The sequence below is a fragment of the Stenotrophomonas sp. NPDC077659 genome, assembly GCF_050268705.1.
Classification (GTDB): Bacteria; Pseudomonadota; Gammaproteobacteria; order Xanthomonadales; family Xanthomonadaceae; genus Stenotrophomonas.
In genome coordinates, this window is sequence record NZ_JBNNHG010000019.1 from 1 (window position 1) to 20,947 (window position 20,947).

The window sequence follows — 20,947 nt, forward strand, 5'->3', positions numbered from 1 at the left end:
ATCGAGGGCAGCTGGGCGAAGGCCACCTGCAGCAGGGTGGTGGCGGTCATCGACATCTGGCGCGAGATCGCCGGCACCGTGCGCCCGCGTGGCACGCCGTGGTGGCGCGGCCAGCGCGCGCACCTGCTGCAGCTGGCCGACGCCGGCACGCCGCGCTACGTCTACCACCTGCCCACCGTGCGCGCCCGCGCCCGCGCGCTGGCCGCGATCAAGCCGATCGACCAGCGCTACTACGCGATCAAGGCCAACAGCCACCAGGCCATCCTGCAGTTGCTGGAAGCCGAAGGCTTCGGCCTGGAGTGCGTTTCGCACGGCGAGCTGAGGCACGTGTTCCAGCATCTGCCGGAACTGTCGCCCAAGCGCGTGCTGTTCACCCCCAGTTTCTGCCCACGCAGCGAGTACGAAGCCGCGTTCGCGCTCGGCGTCACCGTTACCGTGGACAACCTGGAAGCGCTGCAGCGCTGGCCGGACCTGTTCCGCAACCGCGAACTGTGGCTGCGCGTGGACCTGGGCCGTGGCGAAGGCCACCACGCCAAGGTCCGCACCGGCGGCAAGGATTCGAAGTTCGGCCTGCCGATGGCCCGCGTGGATGAGTTCGTGCGCACCGCCACCGATCTGGGCACCCGCGTGGTCGGCCTGCACGCGCACCTGGGCAGCGGTGTGGAAACCGCACAGCACTGGCGCCTGATGTGCGATGAACTGGCGGGCTTCGCCCGCCGCATCGGCAGCGTGCAGACCATCGACATCGGGGGGGGGCTGCCCATTCCGTACAGCGAGGAAGACGAGCCGTTCGACCTGGATGCGTGGGCCGAGGGCCTGGCCGAGGTCAAGGCGCTGCACCCGGCGTTCCGCTTGGCGATCGAGCCCGGCCGCTATCTGGTGGCTGAATCGGGCGTGCTGCTGACCCACGCCACCCAGGTGGTGGAAAAGGACGGCGTGCGCCGTGTCGGCCTGGATGCGGGCATGAATACGCTGATGCGCCCGGCCCTGTACGACGCCTGGCACGACATCGAGAACCTCAGCCGCCAGGGCGGTTATGCCGAGGCAGCATTCGATGTGGTCGGCCCGATCTGCGAATCCAGCGATGTGTTCGGCAAGCGGCGCAAGCTGCCAGTGTCGACCGCACCGGACGACGTGATGCTGATCGCCGATGCCGGTGCCTACGGCTATGTGATGGCCAACACCTACAACCAGCGGGCGATGCCGCGCGAAGACGTGATCGAGTGATCGCCGCTCTCCGCGCCCTGCACCCGCCCACCGACACGACCCGCGCGCATGTGCGGGCCCGTGCCTGACCGTGCTTGAAACTGGATTCACCATGACTGCTTTCGATAAACACCAGGTTTCCCGCTTCCGCTTCGTCCGCTGCGAATTCGCTGCGGAAACCGGCGTGGCCAAGCTGGTCTACGCCTTCGATGACGGCCCGGAGATGGTGGAAACCATCACCGTGCCCGGCGCCCCGTTCGTGCTGGACCAGGCGCGCGCCGCCGCCGTGCAGCGTGCGCTGCAGCTGCTGCACCTGATTGCCGGCGTCAGCTACTACAAGGCGGGCGTGCCGGAAACGGTCAGCATCGACAGCTATGCCATCGATGCCGGGACGGCGGCGCTGGTGGAAACGGTCTACCTCAACGGCCTGGGCGAATTCGCCTACCGCAACGGGCTGAACCTGCGCGGGCGTTTCCGCCTGCCGGTTCAGGGCGAGGCGGTGCAGGCGCCGGTACTGGGCCTGCAGCCGCATGCGCTGGTGGCCATCGGCGGCGGCAAGGATTCGCTGGTCAGCATCGAAGCGCTGCGCCGTGCCGGCGTGGACGAGACGGTCACCTGGATCGGCGGCTCGCAGCTGATCCGCGCCTGTGCCGAGCGTACAGGCCTGCCGACGCTGAACCTGGGCCGCGCGCTGGCGCCGGAACTGTTCGAGCTGAACCGCCAGGGCGCGTGGAACGGGCACATTCCGGTCACCGCGGTGAACTCGGCGATCATGGTGCTGGCCGCGCTGCTGCAGGGCGTGGACCAGGTGGTGTTCTCCAACGAGCGTTCGGCCAGCTACGGCAGCCAGATTCCGGGCACCGGCGAAGTGAACCACCAGTGGTCCAAGGGCTGGGCGTTCGAGCAGGCCTTCGGCAACCATGTGCAGAAGCAGGTCGCGGCGGACCTGCAGTACTACTCGCTGCTGCGCCCGATGTCCGAGCTGGCGGTGGCCCGCCAGTTCGCCAAGACCGATTTCTACGACGCGCATTTCTCCAGCTGCAACCGCAACTTCCACATCCTCGGCGAGCGCCCGGTGAACCGCTGGTGCGGCGTCTGCCCGAAGTGCCACTTCGTGTTCCTGGCGCTGGCCCCGTTCATGCCCAAGACGCGCCTGGTGCGCATCTTCGGCCGCAACCTGCTGGACGATGCCGAACAGGCCGCTGGCTTCGATGCGCTGCTGGAATTCCAGGATCACAAGCCGTTCGAGTGCGTGGGCGAAGGCCGCGAATCGCGTGCGGCGATGGCGACCCTGGCGCAGCGCCCGGAGTGGAAGGAAGACGTGCTGGTGAAACGCTTCTGCAATGAGGTCCAGCCGCAGCTGGATGCCGCCGAACTGGAACTGGCACCGCTGCTGCAGCTGCAGGGCGAGCACCGCGTTCCGGCTGCGCTTTGGGAACGGGTGCGTGAAGATTTCGACGCTTGAGGGAAAGCGCGTTGCGCTGTGGGGCTGGGGCCGTGAGGGCCGCGCCGCGTTTGCGGTGCTGCGCGCGCGCCTGCCTGCGCTGGCCCTGAGCCTGTTCTGTCCGGCCGCTGAGGCCGAAGCCGCGCGTGCGGAAACGCACGGGCTGCTGGACGTGCGTGGCGAGCCTACCGCCGAAGCGCTGGCCGCGTTCGATGTGGTGATCAAATCGCCCGGCATCAGCCCTTACCAGCCGATCGCGCTTGCAGCGACCGCTGCAGGCACGCAGTTCATCGGCGGCACTGCGCTGTGGTTTGCCGAACATGCGGGCGACGATGGCATCGTGCACGACACCGTGTGCGTGACCGGCACCAAGGGCAAGAGCACCACCACCGCACTGGTGGCGCACCTGCTGCGCGCGGCCGGACACCGAACCGGCCTGGTCGGCAACATCGGCCTGCCGCTGCTGGAAGTGCTGGACCCGCAGCCGGCGCCCGCATACTGGGCGGTGGAACTGTCCAGCTACCAGACCGGCGAAGTGGCGCGCAGTGGCGCCCGCCCACAGGTGGCGGTGGTGCTGAATCTGTTTCCGGAACATCTGGACTGGCACGGCAGCGAGCAGCGCTACATCGACGACAAGCTGCGGCTGGTGACCGAAGCGGCGCCGCACATCGCCGTGCTCAATGCCGCCGATCCGCACCTGGCCGCGCTGTCGCTGCCCGACAGCAAGGTGATCTGGTTCAACCAGCGGCAGGGCTGGCACATGCGCGGAGACATCGTCCACCGTGGCGAACAGCCGGTGTTCGATACCCGCAACACGCCGCTGCCGGGCCGGCATAACCGCGGCAACCTGTGCGCGGTGCTGGCCGCGCTGGAAGCGCTGGGCCTGGATGCGGTGGCACTGGCGCCGGCGGTGCAGGATTTCCGCCCGCTGCCCAACCGCCTGCAGCGCATTGGCGTGGCCGATGGCCTGACCTACGTCAACGATTCGATCAGCACCACGCCGCATGCCAGCCTGGCCGCGCTGGAATGCTTCGCCGGCCAGCGCATCGCGCTGCTGGTGGGCGGGCATGACCGTGGCCTGGACTGGACCGATTTCATGCAGCACATGGCGAACGACGTGCCGCCGGTGGAGATCGTGACCATGGGCAACAACGGCCCCCGCATCCACGCGATGCTGCAGCCGCTGGCCGATGCCGGTCGCTTCGGCCTGCACGCCGCCGGTGATCTGCCGGAGGCAATGGCGCTGGCGCGTGAGGCGCTGGGAGGGCAGGGCGGGGTGGTGCTGCTGTCGCCGGGTGCGCCCAGCTTTGGTGCCTATCGCGATTACGTGGCGCGTGGCCGCCATTTCGCCGAACTGGCCGGGTTCGATCCGGACAGCATCAGCGCGATTCCGGGCCTGGGCATCGCCTGATCCGCTGGAAAGGGCGTGGGGTAGTGCCGGCCGCTGGCCGGCAACCTCTGCAAAACCCATCCAGGCATGGCGTGGATCTACCGGGGTCGGATGTACCATGCAGGCCTCCCCGGACGGACCCGGACGCTTGCATGTGCACCTTCATCACCGTGTTCCTGCCCAGCACACTGCCCCACGATACGGCTGCCACTGTCTTCACCCGCAGCGGCCGACGTCTGTTCGCACAGGATTCGCCCAGCCTGCGGGCGGCGGTCGGGCTGGATTGGCAGCCGTGGCTGAGCGCGGCGCACTGCGACTGCGGCACGGCACTGGCTTCGGCGCGGGCCGAGCCGGCGTGGCAGGGCGATGCCGAGCGCTGGCGGAAGAAGGGCTGGGGCGAGGCGAAGATTGCCCGCGCGCTGGCCGCGCAGCTGGCGCGTCATGCGCAGGAACAGCAGAAACGTCGCGATGATGCGCTGGGCGACGCCAGCCAGTGGCTGCAGCGTATCGATGCCCTGTTGCAGGCCGGTGCGTCGCGCATCGGTCTGCTGGTGCGTGACTACGAGGGTGCAGTGGGCGCCCGACAGCCGAAGCCGCCGGAACGCCACTGGGCGCGTGCGCGCCTGACAGCGGTGGATCTGCTGGCGCTCGCGCCGGGTACGTTGCATTGGATCGAGCGTGGGTGACGCCGCCATCCACGCATGGCGTGGATCTACTGTCATTGATCCTCGTCGATGAACGCGTAATCGCCGTCGATTAGCTGCTGCAGGTATGCATCGAAGCTCGGCGCGATGACCGCGTAGCTGTCCGGATCATGCAGGTAGCGCACGACCTGGCCGACACTGCCGCCCTGCGCTGGATCGAAATCCAGGTACAGCATCGAGGTGCCGCCGTTGTTCATGCAGTGCGAGAAGCACAAGCGCCGGCTCATCGGCAGATCGGCATCGATGCCTTCGCCAAGGATCTCCGGCTCGTCGTCCAGCCACTGCTCGTAGATGGAACGGATGCTGTCGCCCCACTGCTGCTGGTCTTCGAAGATCTGCGCGACCGAGCGCAGGTAGTACGGGTAGCCGCCGTCCTCGACATCCGAGCCCAGCATCAGTACGCAGACCTCGCCATCGGGATACTCGCGGAAGTGTGTGCCATCCACCCGCGCGAGCAGTGCCAGCAGGCTGTCCGGCACCTGCGGCCACTGCGCGCGCAGGCGCTGCAGGTCCTCTGCGCTGGCGCCCTGCACATGCGCCCATTGCGCAGCATCATCGGCAGGCAGGTGCGGGATCAGGCCCGAAAGAAAGCGATCAACAATGTTCATGTAAAAAGGGGACGGAGGGGATTACGTCGTATCCAACCACACCTGCGTCACGCCGCCAATGCAGAATGCGACGCGGGAGGGGCGATTACGGCTTAATCCCCTCCGTCCCCTTTTTCTTGCGGAGCAGGCGCATGAACCGTTGGCGGTGTGGTGTGGCGATGATGCTGGGACTGGCGGCGATGCCGGCGTGGGCGGCGATGAAGACCCAGCCGGTGGAATGGAAGCACCAGGGCACGACCTTCAGTGGCGTGCTGGTCTATGACGACGGCGACAATGACAAGCGTCCCGGCCTGGTGATGGTGCCCAACTGGAAGGGCGTGAACGAATCCGCCATCGAGAAGGCCAAGCAGCTGGCCGGCGATGACTACGTGGTGCTGGTGGCCGATGTGTACGGCAAGGGCGTGCGGCCGAAGACCGATGCCGAAGCGGGCCCGGTGGCGACCAAGCTGCGCAATGACCGGCCGCTGCTGCGGGCGCGGGCGCTGGAAGCGGTGAACGTGCTCAAGGCCCAGGCCGGCAAGGCACCGCTGGATGCCAGCCGGATCGGTGCGGTGGGCTTCTGCTTTGGTGGCACCACGGTGCTGGAACTGGCGCGTGCCGGTGCGCCGTTGGCGGGTGTGGTCAGCCTGCACGGTGGGCTGGGGTCACCCTTGCCGGCACAGGCCGGTGGCAGCCATCCGTCGGTGCTGGTGCTCAACGGTGCCGACGACAAGAGTGTGACCACCGAGGACATCAGCAGTTTCCAGAAAGAAATGGACGCGGCCAAGGTTGACTGGCAATTCACCAACTACAGCGGCGCGGTGCATTGCTTTGCCGAACGCGATGCCAACAGCCCGCCGGGCTGCCAGTACAACGAACGGGCGGCCACGCGTGCATGGAAGGCGCTGGATGAGTTCTTCGAGGAGCGATTCGAGAAACGTTGACCATGCAGGGGTAGTGCCGACCAACGGTCGGCACCTACCACCGCTGGGTGGGTGCCGACCGTTGGTCGGCACACCTTCATCGGTCAATGCGAACGCTGCACCGCGTAGCGGGCCAGGCCGCGCAGGGCAGCAACCGCGTCGTTGTCGCCCAGGCCGTCGAGCGCGCGCTCGGCGGCTTCGGCATATTGCTCGGCACGGCGACGGCTGTACTCCAGACCGCCGGTGGCGCGGATCGCGGCCAGCACCTCCGGCATCGCCGAGGCATCGCCGTCCTGCACGATCACGCGCAGGCGCTCGCGGGTGGCGTCGTCCGAATGGGCCATGGCGTGGATCAGCGGCAGGGTCGCCTTGCCTTCGGCCAGGTCGTCGCCCAGGTTCTTGCCCAGTTCCTCGGCGTTGGCCGAATAATCCAGCACGTCGTCGGCAATCTGGAAGGCGTAGCCCAAGTGCATGCCGTAGTCGTACAGGGCCTGCTGGGTGGCCTCGTCCACGCCGCTGGCCAGCGCACCCAGGCGGGTGCCGGCAGCGAACAGCACTGCGGTCTTGCGCTCGATCACGCGCAGGTAGGCGGCTTCGTCGGTGTCCGGGTTGTGCACGTGCAGCAGCTGCAGCACTTCGCCCTCGGCGATGCGGTTGGTGGTGTCGGCCAGGATCCGCATGACCGGCATGCGGTCCAGTTCCACCATCAGCTGGAAGCTGCGCGAGTACAGGAAATCACCCACCAGCACGCTTGGCGCGTTGCCCCACAGGGCGTTGGCGGTGCTGCGGCCGCGCCGCAGGCTGGATTCGTCCACCACATCGTCGTGCAGCAGGGTGGAGGTGTGGATGAATTCGATGATCGCGGCCAGTTGGTGGTGCTCCGGCCCGGCCTGGCCGACCGCGTGGCCGGCCAGCATCACCAGCATCGGGCGCAGGCGCTTGCCGCCGGCGGAAATGATGTGGTCGGCGATCTGGTTGATCAGTACGACGTCCGAAGACAGCCGGCGGCGGATCAGGGCATCGACGGCGGCCATGTCGGCCGCAGCAAGCGACTGGATCTGGGGCAGGCCCAGGGCGGGACGGGTGTCTTCGGTGATGGTCATGCGATCAGGCTTTCAGGCTCACCGCTGATTATAGGCGCTGGCCGTGAATTCGGGCAGAAACCGACCCGGCCGGTCCTTTCGCAGGGCCTTGGTCGGTCTCGTGGCGTGAATACGTATGCAGGCCGCGCCATGCCCGGGAAGCCGCCGCTAAGCTTGCGGTGGTTGGTTTCCGGCCCGCTTACGGCGGGTCCCGCATGCCCGGAGGGGGCTGTCGATGTCGCACAATCCATGGTGGCGTGGAGCCGTCATCTATCAGATCTACCCGCGCAGCTACCTCGACGCCAGCGGCGACGGGGTGGGTGACCTGCCGGGCATCATCCAGCGCCTGGACCACATTGCGTCGCTGGGCGCCGATGCGATCTGGATCTCGCCGTTCTTCAAGTCGCCGATGGCCGATTTCGGCTATGACATCGCCGATTACCGCGACGTCGACCCGCTGTTCGGCAGCCTGGAGGATTTCGACCGCCTGCTGGCCAAGGCGCATGGCCTGGGCCTGAAGGTGATGATCGACCAGGTACTCAGCCACACCTCGCTCGAGCATGCATGGTTCCGCGAGAGCCGCCAGGACCGCACCAACCCCAAGGCCGACTGGTATGTGTGGGCCGACCCGCGCGAAGACGGCACCCCGCCCAACAACTGGCTGTCGCTGTTTGGTGGTGGCGCCTGGCAGTGGGAGCCGCGCCGCGAGCAGTACTACCTGCACAACTTCCTGGTCGACCAGCCGGACCTGAACTTCCACAACCCGGACGTGCAGCAGGCCACCCTGGACAACGTGCGCTTCTGGCTGGACCGCGGCGTGGACGGCTTCCGCCTGGACGCCATCAACTTCTGCTTCCACGATGCGCAGTTGCGTGACAACCCGCCCAAGCCGGTGGACAAGCGCGTGGGCCGCGGCTTCAGCCCCGACAACCCGTACGCCTACCAGTACCACTACTACAACAACACCCAGCCGGAGAACCTGCCGTTCCTGGAACAGCTGCGCGCGCTGCTGGACGAGTACCCCGGCGCGGTCAGCCTGGGCGAGATATCCTCGGAGGACTCGCTGGCCACCACGGCCGAGTACACCCAGGACGGCCGCCTGCACATGGGCTACAGCTTCGAGCTGCTGGTGGACGATTACAGCGTGGCCTACATCCGCGATACCGTCTCGCGCCTGGAAGCGGCGATGACCGAAGGCTGGCCGTGCTGGGCGGTGTCCAACCACGATGTGGAACGGGCTGTGAGCCGCTGGGGCGGCCGCCCCTCCGACCCGCGCTTGGCCCGCATGCTGGTGGCCATGCTGTGCTCGCTGCGCGGTTCGGTCTGCCTGTACCAGGGCGAGGAACTGGGCCTGGCCGAGGCCGAGGTCGCCTTCGAGGATCTGCAGGATCCCTACGGCATCACCTTCTGGCCGAACTTCAAGGGCCGCGATGGCTGCCGCACGCCGATGCCGTGGACCGATGCGCCGCTGGCCGGCTTCACCACCGGCACGCCGTGGCTGCCGATCCCGGCCGAGCACCGCGCGGCAGCCGTGGCGGTGCAGGAAGCGGACCCGCATTCGGTGCTGCACGCCTTCCGTGCCTTCCTGGCCTGGCGGCGGACCCAGCCCACCCTGCAGCACGGGGACATCCGTTTCCTGGACAGCGCCGAGCCAGTGCTGCTGTTCGAGCGTATGCTTGCAGATGAAACCCTTCTGCTGGCCTTCAATCTCTCGGCCGAGGCGGTGCGCCACCCGCTGCCGGCCGGCACCTGGCAGCAGGTCGCCGTGCCGGGCCCGGATGCGGGCACGGTGGAGGGCAACGAACTGCGGCTGCCGCCGCGCGCGGTGTATTGCGCACGACGCAGCTGACCGATTTCTCCGGTGGCGGTACTTGCGGGGACGGGGCCAGAGCGCCCCGTCCCTTTTTTGTGGGTGGCTGTTGGCGGGTGCTTTGCAAGTCCTGGAATGGCGTTGACCGGGGCAGGGAGTGGACACTGATGATCTTCACTGCATGACGGACCTCCGATGAGCCCTTGCACATCCCTGATGCGTTCGTTGGCGCTGGCGATAACGCTGTCCGTTGCCTGCCCCGTTTTTGCGAATCCCATCGTGATCGTGGGCCCTTCTTTGGAAGATGCCTTCGAGGATTCCGAAGTATTGCGGGGCCTGAAACAGTTGCTTGGGTTCGACTACGCGGCGTTCCGGCGCAACTTCGATGAGTCGGCGGTGCCGGTGTCGTTAACGGATGGGGGGCGGCTGCTTGATGGGTGGCGGTTGGGCTTTCCCTTGCATCATGCGGCCGCCGTGGTGGTCTATCCCGATGGCGCGCTGCACGCGGCCTACTACAATGCCGAAGATCGAGCGGTGCGGTACTTCTCCAGTTCGGGTGGTCTTCAGCACCGCGTACTGCTGGTCTGGGCGAAGCGATTTGACCTGCCTCCGGATCAATCGCCTTCCTCTCACCTTTCTGTGGAAGAGACTCCCAGAGCATTCATCGAGTTTGCCTCGGGCGGGTTCTGAGCTGGGAGCGGTGCCATCATGTGGGAACTGCTGGGCCAGATTCTTTCCGTTGTCCTCAACAGTGCAGGCCACGCGCTTGGCCGGTTCAGTGGACGTGTCCTGCTGGCACTGATGCTGGTTATCGCGATCAGCTGCACTTTTCTCATCTCATGATCTCCCGCTGGGTGCATCCACGCATGGCGTGGATCTACTGGAGGAGATTGATCGTGGTGGGTGTGGACCGTTGGTCCGCACGGGATTGGCCGTGGTAGGTGCGGACCGTTGGTCCGCACGATGTCGCGCAAATGAAAACCCGCTGTCTGCGCAGCGGGTTTCCGGTCCTGCTTCCCTTGTTGCGTCGCCGGGCATGGCCCGGCGCTACCGGATCGAGGGTGCCGGCCAGCGGCCGGCACTACCGTTCGTGGTCAGAACTTGTAGTTCACGCCCAACACGTAGGTGCGGCCCCACTCGATGTATTCCAGCGGGCGGTCCTTGGTGCCGGCATAGGTGCGGTACGGCTCGTTGGTCAGGTTGCTTCCCTGCAGCAGCAGGGTCAGGCCACGCAGGGCGCTGCTGTCGCTGAAGGTGTAGCTGATCTGCGCATCGGTCACGTTCTCGCCCACCACGTAGCGCAGCGTGCGGTTGCCGTTGAAGTTGCCGATCTCACCGATGAAGTCCGAACGACGGCGCTGGCTCACGCGTGCTTCGAAACCGTTGCGCTCGAAGTAGGCGGTGAAGTTGTACACGCGGTCGGACAGGCCGGGCAGGCTGATCGGATCCGAACCCACGCTGGAGGCGCTTTCCGGGTCGAGGATCTTGATGTCGCTCTTGTTGAAGGTGGCGCTGGCCTGCACGCCGAAGCCACGCAGGCTCTCGGTCAGCATGTCCAGCGGGAACGATGCGGTCAGTTCCAGGCCCTTCAGCGTGCCGCCCTTGCCGTTTTCCGGGGTGGAGAACGTACCGGTGGTCAGCACCGGCACGGTCATGCCCGGCGGCGGCACGTAGCTGCCCAGCAGGTCGGTGAAGTCGTAGTCGTCCACCGACTGCGTGTAGACGTAGCTCTTCAGGTCCTTGTAGAAGATCGCGGCGGCCACGTAGGCCTTTTCACCGAAGTACTTCTCGTAGGACAGGTCCAGCGCGGTGGCACGCCACGGGTCCAGCAGCGGGTTGCCGCCGCTGCCACCCGGCTTGCCGGTGGCCGTATCCACGCCGAATTCCAGGCCGGCACGCATCTGGTCCACGCGCGGGCGCGCGACCTGCTTGGCCGCGGCGAAGCGCAGCGTCTGCTGGTGTGGGAACATGAAGGCCAGATTCAGGCTCGGCAGCCAGTCGTTGTAGGTCTTGCCGTTGGAATACGGCTGGATGTTGCTGCCGGCCGGCTGTGAGCTGTCCCAGTAACGCGAGTCCGAGCTCTGGTCGGTGTGCTGCATCTGCACGCCGATGTTGCCGCGCACGCCCACTTCACCCAGGTCGGTGTTGATGTTCAGGCGCGCCCAGGCGGTGGTGATCTTTTCCTGCACCACCCACGACTTCGGAATCAGGTAGTCGAGGTTGTCGACCGGATCGAAGGTCATGTAGCGGGCCACGGCCGCCGGCACGTTCCAGGCCGGGATGTAGCCGATGCCGGCAAAGCGCAGGTTGACCGGCGAATACTGCAGGTCCGAAGCGATGTTGGCGTCGCCCTGCGCACCCAGCAGGATGTTGCCTTCGGACTGGGTCTTCACCTTGCGGCGGTCAGCATAGTTCACGCCGATGTCCACGTCCGGCGCCCACGAGGCGATCGCCTCGGGCAGGCCGATGGTGGCGGCCAGCTTGGCACCCTTCAGGCGGTCTTCCACCTGCGGCACCTTGCCGTAGCCGGAGCCGTAGATGGTGTTGGTCAGGAACAGCGCATCGGGGTTGGAATAATCCAGGCCCGGGGTGATCTGCGAGAAACCATTCGGGCGGATCTGCAGGCCGATGGTGTCCAGCTGCGGCATCGGGGTCAGCTGCAGGTTGTTTTCCAGGTTCAGCTCATCGCGCGTGGCCTTGGAGTAATTCACATCGGCCACCAGCTTGACGCTGCCGAAGGTGAATTCGTTGTTCCAGCCAAACGCATCGATCTTGTCCTTGCGCTTGTTGTACATGCCGCGCACCAGCGGGTACACGCCGCTGGCGGTGCCACCGGTGAAGGTGCCATCGGCATTGACCTGCGGGTTGCTGATCAGCAGGCCCGGGGTATAGCCACCGTTGTAGTTGCTCAGGTTGAGTTCGAACTGGTTGGCGGTGTCGATCTGCTCGGCTTCGGTGTGGAACGCATCGAAGGTGCTGGTCCAGGCGTTGTTCGGCCGGAACTGGAGGGTGGCCATCACGCCGTCGCGCTTGTTGTTGCCGGTACGGCGCAGCGCCTTGATGCCGTCGGAGAAGTAGGTACCCGCAGCCACGCCCGGGCGGTTGCCGTTGGTGGTCTGTTCGGTGGTCCACGGCTCGTACAGGCCGACCTGGTTTTCCTGGATCGGGTTGTCGCTGTGCGCGTAACCGATCGACACGCCCAGCGTCTTGTCGAAGAACTGGTCGATGTAGCTGGCGCTGAAGCGGTTGCCGAATTCATCGACGTTGGCGGCTTCGCCGAGCGAGCTCTTCTGCAGGCGGCCGCTGACGGCGATCACGCGGTCGGGGAAGCTGAGCGGACGCACGGTCTGCATGTCGATGGTGCCCGACAGGCCCTGGCCGACCAGGGCGGCGTCCGGGGTCTTGTAGACCGTCACGCCGTTGACCAGCTCCGAGGGGTACTGGTCGAACTCGACGCTGCGGTTGTCGCCGGTGCTGACCACTTCACGCCCGTTGAGCAGGGTGGTGGCGAAGTCGGGCGACAGGCCGCGCACGCTGATGACCTGGGCACGACCGGCGACGCGCTGGGCGGCCAGGCCGGGCAGGCGGCCCAGCGATTCGGCGATGCTGACGTCGGGCAGCTTGCCGATGTCTTCGGCCGAGATCGCTTCGACCACCGAGGTGGCGTCCTGCTTGATCGCAATAGCGTTTTCGATGCCGCGACGGATGCCGGTGACCTGCACGGTGTCCAGATTGGTGGCGGACGTACCGGTGGTAGTTTCGGTGGACTGCGTGGATTGCGCCGATGCCAGCGACGGCACCAGTGCAACGGCCAGCGCCAGACTCAGCGCGGTGCGCGTGTGGTTCAACATTTTCCCCTCCCAGGCAATGTTGTAGAGCATCTTGTGGTCGTCCCGGCGGTGCCGTGGACGTGCGACGCGGTGGCCGCTGTCGTCGCCGCTATGGTAGGCAGCGGCTTCTCGGCGGGAATCACCCTGCATACGTATTCAATGGCTTTCGCAGCGTTGTAATCGATTCCAGCCTGCCGATCCGGGTAGTGCCGGCCGCTGGCCGGCAACCACGCGGTGCGGATCGATGCCGGCCAGCGGCCGGCACTACCCTTCCATTCAGAGCGGGGTGAACCGGATGGCCTGGCCGCCGCCCGGTGCCAGCACCAGGGTCAGTGCGTCGGCGCTGGTCACTTCGCGCGTCTCGCGCTTGAACGCGAACGGGTTGCTGCGGAAATCCGCGCCTTCGCCATCGCGATAGATCTCGGCGCGATAGCGCACGCCGGGTTCCAGGAAGCCCAGCGATACCGGCAGCACGCGGCCGTGTTCATCGGTAATGCTGCCCAGGAACCAGTCGCGGCTGTTGCGGTCGCGGCGCACGATCGTCACGTAGTCGCCCACCTCGCCATCGAGCACGCGGCTCTGTTCCCAGTCCACCGCCACGTCCTCGATGAAACGGAACGCTTCGCGGTGCTGCAGGTAGTGCTCGGGCAGGTCGGCGGCCATCTGGATCGGGCTGTACAGCACCACGTACAGCGCCAGCTGGCGGGCCAGCGTGCTGGGAATGGCCTGGCCGTGGCGGCCCTTCAGGCTGAGGATGCCGGGGGTGTAATCCATCGGCCCGGCCAGCATGCGGGTGAATACCAGATTGACCTCATGCTCCGGCGGGTTCGGCGGTTGGCCCCAGGCGTTGTACTCCATGCCGCGTGCGCCTTCGCGCGAGATCCAGTTTGGGTAGGTGCGGCGCAGGCCGGTGTCCTTGATCGGCTCGTGCGGGTTCACCGACAGGTGCCGGCGCGCGGCTTCCTGCACCACCTTCAGGTGGTGGCGGGCCATGAACTGGCCGTCATGCCACTCGCGCCAGAGCGGGCCGCCGGCCGGATTGCGGCGGTCGACCTGGCCGTCATCGCAGACGTAGCCGGTCTTGAACTGGTCCACGCCCAGCCGCGCATACAGGTCCAGCGCGGCGCCCAGCTGGTCCTCGTAATGCTCGATGGCGCAGCCGGTTTCGTGGTGGCCGATCAGGTGCACGCCCTTCTTCAGGCCGTAGGCGGACAGCGCTTCGATATCGAAGTCCGGCGTGGCGCGGGTGAAATCGAAGTCGTAACCGTTGCCCACCCACATGCCGTCCCAGCCAGGATTCCAGCCTTCCACCAACACACCGCGGAAACCGTGTGTGGCGGCGAAGTCGATCACCTTCTTCGTCTTGGCGGTGGTGGCGGCATGCTTCGGGCCGGTCGCCCAGCTCTCGTTGTCCAGGTGCATCGACCACCACACGCCCAGGTACTTGGCCGGCTTCACCCAGCTCACGTCACCCAGTGCATTGGGCTCGTTCAGGTTGAGGATCAGGTCCGATTCGACCAGGCCACCGGCGCGGTCGGCGATCTGCAGCGTGCGCCACGGCGTGGCGAAGGGCAGGGCGCGGCGCACCTTCCAGCCTTCGGCCGACGGCGAAAGCTGCGCACGCAGGCGCTGGCCGTCGGTGCGGCGCAGCCACATGCCGGCGTAGTCGACCAGCGCGGCTTCATGGATGGCCACGTGCAGGCCATCCACGCTGCGCAGGGTAATCGGCGTATGCACCAGCGGTACTTCGCGCAGCGGCGTGCGCTGGTACAGATACTCGTAGTGGATCGGCTCGCCGGCCGGAATCCACCACGCGGTGGAGACGGGGGCGATGGCGAATTCGGTCAGCTCGTCATCGATGATCGCTTCGCGCAGGTTGGGCTGCTCGGGGAACACATAGCGGAAGCCGAGGCCGTCGTCGTACACGCGGAACACCACGTCCAGGCGGCGCTTGCTGCCGGTGGCCTCGGCCAGCTGCACGGTCAGTTCGTTGAAGTGGTTGCGGGTGACCCGGCGCTCGCCCCACGGCTGTTCCCAAGTGTCATCGACGCTGCGCTGCTGCTGGGCGAGCAGGGCGAAATCACGGTCCAGGCGGCCATCGCGCAGTTCGAAGCCGAGCTTCGAATCGGCCACCACGGGTTCGCCGAAGCGTTCGACCCGGTAGCGCGCGGTGCCACCGTCCAGCACCAGGCTGACCTTGAGCACCTTGCCCGGTGATTCAACACTGGCGACCTGTGGGGCGGCCTGCGCCAGGGTGGCCAGGCCCAGCAGGGCAAGGCCGAACAGATGCGCGAACACCGCGCGGCGTGCAGCAGATGAAGCCGGCATGTCCCCTCCCAGGGCGCCATGGGCAGACCCGGACCATAAGCCAGCGCGGCGGCCGCTCTTCACGCAACGGCAATGAATACGTATGCAACTGGACGCAGGCCGCAGCGCCGCGTCTACCATGGGGCCAAGGCACCTTGAGGGAGGCGCCGCGCCCGCGCACCGGTTCCGGTGGCGCGGACCCACAACGGTGCAGAGAGGGAGGGAGGTCGACAGGCGCAAGCCGGTCTGCCGCTTCGATGCTGAAGATCATTTGCCTGACGGCTGCCCTCGGGGCAGCGCTGGGAACGACCGCGCACGCGGCCGACCTGGAATTCAACGGCCGCCACGCGCGCGCCGAAGCCGCTGCCAAGGGCAGCTTCGTGCTGCATGCGCTCAAGGGCGAAGTGCACATCGCCGCCGCGCCGATGCGCAGCCAGACCGGCAGCGTGATGTTCGACGCGCTGTTCGCCCTGGCCCAGCAGGAAATGGACCAGGACCGCGTCGATGCGATCCGCGATCCGGCCTTCGACGAAGGTCGTCCGGTGCCGTGCGAGTGCTTCCAGACCGGTGCGCGCTGGCCCTATGTATGGACCCGCGATGTCAGCTTCGCCGCCGATCTGGCCTTGGCGAAGCTCGACCCGCAGCGCACGCGCCAGTCGCTGCAGTTCAAGCTGTCAGCCGCGCGCGACGGCCATACCCCGGGCCTGTTCGTAGCCCAGGACACCGGTTCCGGTGGCAGCTGGCCGATCAGCAGCGACCGCGTGGTGTGGTTCCTGGCCGCGCGCCACCTGCTGGATGATCCGGCCTTCGCCGAGCAGGTCTGGCAGGCGCTGCAGGCCACGCTGGCGCAGGACCGCGCGATGGTGTTCGACGCGCAGATGGGCCTGTACCGCGGCGAGACCTCGTTCCTGGATTGGCGCGAGCAGACCTACCCGGACTGGACGCGCGAAAACGTGCGCTTCATCGGGGATTCCTACGCGCTGTCCACCAACGTGCTGCACTACCAGGCGCTGCGTCTGGGCCAGCAGATGGCCGCGCAGCTGGGCGACGAGCGCAGCCAACAGTACAAGGCCTGGGCCGATGCGCTGGCGCTGCAGATCGATGCGCGCTTCTGGCGCGAGGACACGGGCCAGTACATGAGCTACATCGGCGAAGCGGCGCACCCGGTGCCGTACGCCAAGGTGGACCTGCTGGGCCTGTCATTGGGCATCCTTGCCGACGTGCTGCCTGCCGAGCGCGCGCAGCGTGCGCTGGCCGCCTACCCGATGGGGCCGGCCGGCAGCCCGGTGGTGTGGCCGCAGGAAGCGCAGCAGCCGATCTACCACAACCGCGCCATCTGGCCGTTCGTCAGCGCCTATTCGCTGCGTGCCGCGCGCAAGCTCGATGATGCCCCGCGCATCGCCGCCGAGATCCGTTCGCTGATGCAGGGCGCGGCGCTGGCCGGTTCCAACATGGAAAACTACGAACTGGTCACCCAGGCCGTGCACGTCGACGAAGGTGCACTCAGTGGCCCGGTGGTCAATTCCGAGCGCCAGCTGTGGTCGATGGCCGGTTACCTGGCCATGGTCAGCGAAGGGGTGTTCGGCCTGCAGGACGATGGCAGCGTGCAGCCGAAGCTGCCGGCCAGCCTGGTACCCGAGCTGTTCGGAAAGCAGCGCCGCATCAGACTGGATGCCAACGGCAAGCGCTACGTGCTGGAGCGGCCGAAGCAGCTGGGCGAGGGCCTGCTGGTGGCCGGCAAGGTCAAGACGCGCGGTGCGACCACCACCGTGCAGCTGGTGCCGGCCGCTGCCGCGCCGCGCGCTGCAATGGCCAGCGCCGATGCCAATGCATGGGCACCGGCCACGCCGGCCGCGCCGCAGGCCAAGCGCAGCGGCAAGGGCTGGACCGTGGCCGTAGCCGCCGACCAGGTGCTGTGGCAGGACGGCAGGGCCCTGCAGCCGGCCAAGGGCGTGGCGCGTGTGGGCGACGATGGCCTGCAGCATTGCCTGAGCTTGACCCGCCGCGAAGGCGCACTGGAATCGCTGCACAGCCCGATGATCTGCGTCGGCCCGCAGCAGGTGCTGCGCGGCGACCGCCAGTGGCGCTTCAGCAACGCCAAGGCCGGCCATGTGCGCCTGCGCCTGCAGTACAACAACCCGAACGGGCCGATCAACACCGGCGTGACCGCGGCCGTGAAGCAGCTGAACCTGCAGTGCGCGGGCCAGCCGGCGCAGCGGCAGACCGTCACCCTGCCGCACAGTGTGGCCGCGCAGGAATCGACCGCAGCCAGCTTCGTCGTGCCCAAGGGCCGCTGCACGGTCACGCTTGAGGAAGGCTTCAACATGAGCGCATTGCAGCACTTCGCGCACTACACCGGCGGCAAGGGCGGGCGCGAGGGCGTGCTCAACCAGGCCCAGGTGCAGGCGCTGAAGGTGGCGCCGGTGGCCGCAGTCGAGGGTGCACGATGAACCGCCCTGCCAAGCCGCAGTTGTCGTTCTGGCAGATCTGGAACATGTGTTTCGGCTTCCTCGGCATCCAGTTCGGGTTCGCCCTGCAGAACGCCAACGCCAGCCGTATCTTCGAAACGCTGGGGGCATCACAGGACGCGGTGCCCGGACTGTGGATCGCCGCACCGCTGACCGGCCTGCTGGTGCAGCCGGTGGTGGGCTATCTGTCCGATCGTACGTGGACGCGCTGGGGCCGACGCCGCCCGTTCTTCATGGTGGGCGCGGTGCTGACCACGCTGGCCCTGCTGGTGATGCCGAACTCGCCCACGTTGTGGATCGCCGCTGGCACGCTGTGGGTGCTCGATGCCTCCATCAACGTGTCGATGGAGCCGTTCCGCGCGTTCGTGGGTGACCAGCTGGCACCCCGCCAACGGCCCACCGGCTATGCCATGCAGAGCTTCTTCATCGGCGTCGGCGCCATCGTCGCCAGCTTCCTGCCCTTCATCCTCACCCACTTCGGGGTCAGCAACACGGCGGCACCGGGCGAAGTGCCCGATTCGGTGCGCTACGCGTTCTACTTCGGCGCCGTGGTGCTGCTGGCCGCGATCAGCTGGACGGTGTTCAGCACGCGCGAATACTCGCCCACCGAGCTGGCCGCCTTCGACGATGCCGAGCCGCCGGCGCACCACGCCGGTGCTGCGGTGACCGGCCCTGCACCATGGGCACAGATTGCGCTGTGGCTGGGCCTGGGCGTGCTGCTGGCGGTGCTGATCGCCTGGCGCCAGGGCGACAGGATGCTGTACGTGCTGGCCGGCCTGTGTGCGGGCTACGGCCTGCTGCTGGCACTGGCCCGCGCGCTGCCCGGCCCGCATATGCTGGCCGCCATCGTCGGCGACCTGCGGGCGATGCCGGTGACCATGCGGCGCCTGGCCTGGGTGCAGTTCTTCTCGTGGTTCGCGCTGTTTGCCATGTGGATATTCACCACCGCAGCGGTCGCCGGTACCCACTTCGGTTCCACCGATCCGCAGTCGACGGCCTACAACGAGGGCGCCAACTGGGTGGGCGTACTGTTCGGTGCCTACAACGGTTTCGCTGCGCTGGCCGCGCTGCTGATCCCGCCGATGGTGCGCGCGCTGGGCCTGCGCTGGAGCCATCTGGTGAACCTGTGGCTGGGCGGGGCAGGGCTGATCTCGATGATGTTCATCGATGATCCGCGCTGGCTGCTGCTGTCGATGGTCGGCGTCGGCTTCGCCTGGGCCTCGATCCTCTCGTTGCCGTACGCGCTGCTGTCGGACAGCGTGCCGGCGTCGAAGATGGGCGTGTACATGGGCATCTTCAATTTCTTCATCGTGATCCCGCAGCTGGTCGCGGCCAGTGCGCTGGGCTTTGCCCTGCGTGCCTGGCTGGGTGACCAGCCGATCCATGTGCTGGTGCTGGGCGGCTGCAGCCTGCTCGTGGCCGGCCTGTGCGTGCTGCGGGTTCCGTCCCGTCCGGAGGTGGTGTGATGCGTGCTGTGTTGGCTGTAGCGGTTTCCCTTGCGCTGTTCGCCGGCCAGGCCGTGGCCGCGCCGCGCCCGGACTATGTCGGCACCACCGAGCCGTTCGCCAGCGATGCGGTGTACTTCGTGGTTACCGACCGCTTCGTCAACGGTGATGCCTCCAACGACCACCGCGACCAGGGCGGCAAGCACCGCACGTTCGACATCCCGGTGCCGTGCCCGGACAAGGTCGACGGCAACATCGGCTACCTCGGCGGGGATTTCCGCGGCGTGCTGGACAATGCGCAGTACATCCGCAACCTCGGCTTCGGTGCGGTGTGGATCACCCCCATCGTCGACAATCCGGACGAGGCCTTCACCGGCAGCAAGCCGATCAGCTGCACCAGCACGCTGACCGACCGTGGCAAGACTGGTTACCACGGCTACTGGGGCATCAACTTCTACAAACTGGACGAACACCTGCCGAGCAAGGATCTGGATTTCGCCGGCCTCAACAAGGGCCTGCACGCTGCCGGCCTGAAGGTGGTGCTGGACATCGTCGGCAACCATGGTTCGCCGGCATGGACCATGCCGAAGCGGCAGCCGCAGTTCGGCCAGATATTCGACAAGGACGGCAAGCTGATCGCCGACCACCAGAACCTGCCGCCACAGAAGCTGGACCCGAAGCACAACCCGCTGCACGCGTTCTACAACACCATCGGTCCGGTCGACAGCAAGGACGGCTCGATCTTCGATGGCAACCTCGCCGAGCTGTCCGACTTCAACCAGAACAACCCGGCAGTGATGGATTACCTGGTGGGCGCTTACCTGCAGTGGACCGCGCAGGGCGTGGACGCGCTGCGCATCGACACCATCGGCTGGCTGCCACACCCGTGGTGGCATGAATTCGTCAACCGCATCCGTGCCGAGCACCCTGGCATGTTCATGTTCGGCGAGGCCTTCGACTACAACGCCGCCAGCATCGCCGAACACACCTGGCCGGCCAATGCCAACGTCAGCGTGCTGGATTTCCCGCTGCGTGGCGCGCTGGAACAGACCTTCGGCACCACCGGCAAGGGCTTTGAAACGCTGGCCGAACCGCTGCACCTGACCGGTGGCCCGTACGCCAACCCGTACGAGCTGATGAGCTTCTACGACAACCACGACATGCCGCGCCTGCAGGCCAGTGACAACGGCTTCATCGATGCACACAACTGGTTGTTCACCGCGCGCGGCATCCCGGTGGTCTACTACGGCTCGGAAACCGGCTTCATGCGCGGCCGCGCCGAACATGCCGGCAATCGCGCCTACTTCGGTCAGCAGCGCGTGGACGACGCACCGCAGAGCCCGATTTTCGCGCCGCTGCAGCGCATCGCCAAGCTGCGTGAGGCCACCCCGGCCCTGCAGCGCGGCCTGCAGGTGAACGAACGCCTGCAGGGCGACGAAGCGGTGTTCTTCCGCGTGCTGCAGCACGGCGACGTGGCACAGACCGCGCTGGTGCTGCTGAACAAGGGCGATGCCGCGCGCAGCGTCGAAGTGGACCGTTACCTGCAGGCCGGTACCTGGCGCGATGCACTGGACGGTGGCGAGCTGAAGGTGCAGCGCTCGCTGAAGGTGGAGGTGCCAGCGCATGGAGTGAAGGTGTATGTGCTGGACGCCCCGGTGCGGCAGCCCGCGCTGCAGGCCGAACTGGACAAGGTCATGGCCGACCAGCAGGCGCGCGACCAGCGCCTGAAACGGTAGTGCCGGCCGCTGGCC

15 protein-coding genes are annotated in these 20,947 nt (G+C 67.0%); 11 read left to right on the plus strand and 4 right to left on the minus strand.

Annotated elements, in window-relative coordinates:
• The 4 genes from lysA to ACQKDV_RS04800 form a co-directional block, all read left to right on the plus strand.
• Positions 1-1,227 (plus strand): diaminopimelate decarboxylase (gene lysA / locus ACQKDV_RS04785; RefSeq protein ID WP_427782644.1); only part of this gene is annotated, 1,227 nt, incomplete at its 5' end.
• Positions 1,228-1,318: 91 nt separating this feature from the next.
• Entirely contained in the window at positions 1,319-2,671 is a 1,353-nt protein-coding gene (gene murL, locus ACQKDV_RS04790; protein ID WP_427782645.1) for a UDP-N-acetyl-alpha-D-muramoyl-L-alanyl-L-glutamate epimerase, read from the plus strand.
• Positions 2,652-4,061 (plus strand): UDP-N-acetylmuramoyl-L-alanine--D-glutamate ligase, encoded by a 1,410-nt coding sequence (gene murD / locus ACQKDV_RS04795; RefSeq protein ID WP_427782646.1) that lies wholly within the window; start codon positions 2,652-2,654, stop codon positions 4,059-4,061. Before murL ends, murD begins: the two co-directional genes overlap by 20 nt.
• Positions 4,062-4,192: 131 nt before the next feature.
• Positions 4,193-4,726, plus strand: a complete 534-nt coding sequence (locus ACQKDV_RS04800) for a hypothetical protein (protein WP_427782647.1) — start codon at positions 4,193-4,195, stop codon at positions 4,724-4,726.
• 32 nt (positions 4,727-4,758) lie between these two features.
• Here ACQKDV_RS04800 and ACQKDV_RS04805 read toward each other — a convergent pair whose 3' ends face one another.
• The gene (locus ACQKDV_RS04805; protein WP_427782648.1) at positions 4,759-5,352 is read right to left on the minus strand and encodes an SMI1/KNR4 family protein; all 594 of its coding nucleotides are present in this window, start codon (positions 5,350-5,352) and stop codon (positions 4,759-4,761) included.
• 131 nt (positions 5,353-5,483) lie between these two features.
• On the opposite strand from ACQKDV_RS04805, the gene ACQKDV_RS04810 reads away from it, so the two are divergent.
• Positions 5,484-6,275, plus strand: coding sequence for a dienelactone hydrolase family protein (locus ACQKDV_RS04810; protein ID WP_427782649.1), 792 nt, complete (start codon positions 5,484-5,486; stop codon positions 6,273-6,275).
• Positions 6,276-6,358: 83 nt separating this feature from the next.
• On the opposite strand, the gene ACQKDV_RS04815 is transcribed toward ACQKDV_RS04810, so the two are convergent.
• Complete coding sequence (locus ACQKDV_RS04815; protein ID WP_427782650.1) at positions 6,359-7,357, minus strand: polyprenyl synthetase family protein; 999 nt, start codon at positions 7,355-7,357, stop codon at positions 6,359-6,361.
• Between the two features lie 214 nt (positions 7,358-7,571).
• Between ACQKDV_RS04815 and ACQKDV_RS04820 the strand changes: the two genes are divergently transcribed.
• From ACQKDV_RS04820 to ACQKDV_RS04830, 3 genes are all read left to right on the plus strand, one after another.
• Positions 7,572-9,185: an alpha-glucosidase family protein gene (locus tag ACQKDV_RS04820; protein ID WP_427782651.1), complete on the plus strand. Its 1,614-nt coding sequence runs from the start codon at positions 7,572-7,574 to the stop codon at positions 9,183-9,185.
• A 177-nt stretch (positions 9,186-9,362) separates the two neighbouring features.
• On the plus strand, positions 9,363-9,836 hold the full coding sequence (locus tag ACQKDV_RS04825) for a hypothetical protein (protein ID WP_427782652.1): 474 nt from the start codon (positions 9,363-9,365) through the stop codon (positions 9,834-9,836).
• An 18-nt stretch (positions 9,837-9,854) separates the two neighbouring features.
• Positions 9,855-9,989, plus strand: coding sequence for a hypothetical protein (locus ACQKDV_RS04830; protein WP_427782653.1), 135 nt, complete (start codon positions 9,855-9,857; stop codon positions 9,987-9,989).
• A gap of 251 nt (positions 9,990-10,240) precedes the next feature.
• Here ACQKDV_RS04830 and ACQKDV_RS04835 read toward each other — a convergent pair whose 3' ends face one another.
• Both ACQKDV_RS04835 and ACQKDV_RS04840 read right to left on the minus strand, forming a co-directional pair.
• The gene (locus ACQKDV_RS04835; protein WP_427782654.1) at positions 10,241-12,997 is read right to left on the minus strand and encodes a TonB-dependent receptor; all 2,757 of its coding nucleotides are present in this window, start codon (positions 12,995-12,997) and stop codon (positions 10,241-10,243) included.
• 255 nt (positions 12,998-13,252) lie between these two features.
• Positions 13,253-15,304: a glycoside hydrolase family 97 protein gene (locus tag ACQKDV_RS04840; protein ID WP_427782655.1), complete on the minus strand. Its 2,052-nt coding sequence runs from the start codon at positions 15,302-15,304 to the stop codon at positions 13,253-13,255.
• Positions 15,305-15,540: 236 nt separating this feature from the next.
• On the opposite strand from ACQKDV_RS04840, the gene ACQKDV_RS04845 reads away from it, so the two are divergent.
• The 3 genes from ACQKDV_RS04845 to ACQKDV_RS04855 are packed head-to-tail and all read left to right on the plus strand — an operon-like array spanning position 15,541 to position 20,932.
• Positions 15,541-17,733 (plus strand): Six-hairpin glycosidase-like protein, encoded by a 2,193-nt coding sequence (locus ACQKDV_RS04845; RefSeq protein ID WP_427782656.1) that lies wholly within the window; start codon positions 15,541-15,543, stop codon positions 17,731-17,733.
• Complete coding sequence (locus ACQKDV_RS04850; RefSeq protein WP_427782657.1) at positions 17,730-19,217, plus strand: MFS transporter; 1,488 nt, start codon at positions 17,730-17,732, stop codon at positions 19,215-19,217. Before ACQKDV_RS04845 ends, ACQKDV_RS04850 begins: the two co-directional genes overlap by 4 nt.
• Positions 19,217-20,932: an alpha-amylase family glycosyl hydrolase gene (locus ACQKDV_RS04855; RefSeq protein WP_427782658.1), complete on the plus strand. Its 1,716-nt coding sequence runs from the start codon at positions 19,217-19,219 to the stop codon at positions 20,930-20,932. Before ACQKDV_RS04850 ends, ACQKDV_RS04855 begins: the two co-directional genes overlap by 1 nt.
• The last annotated feature ends 15 nt before the right edge of the window (positions 20,933-20,947 follow it).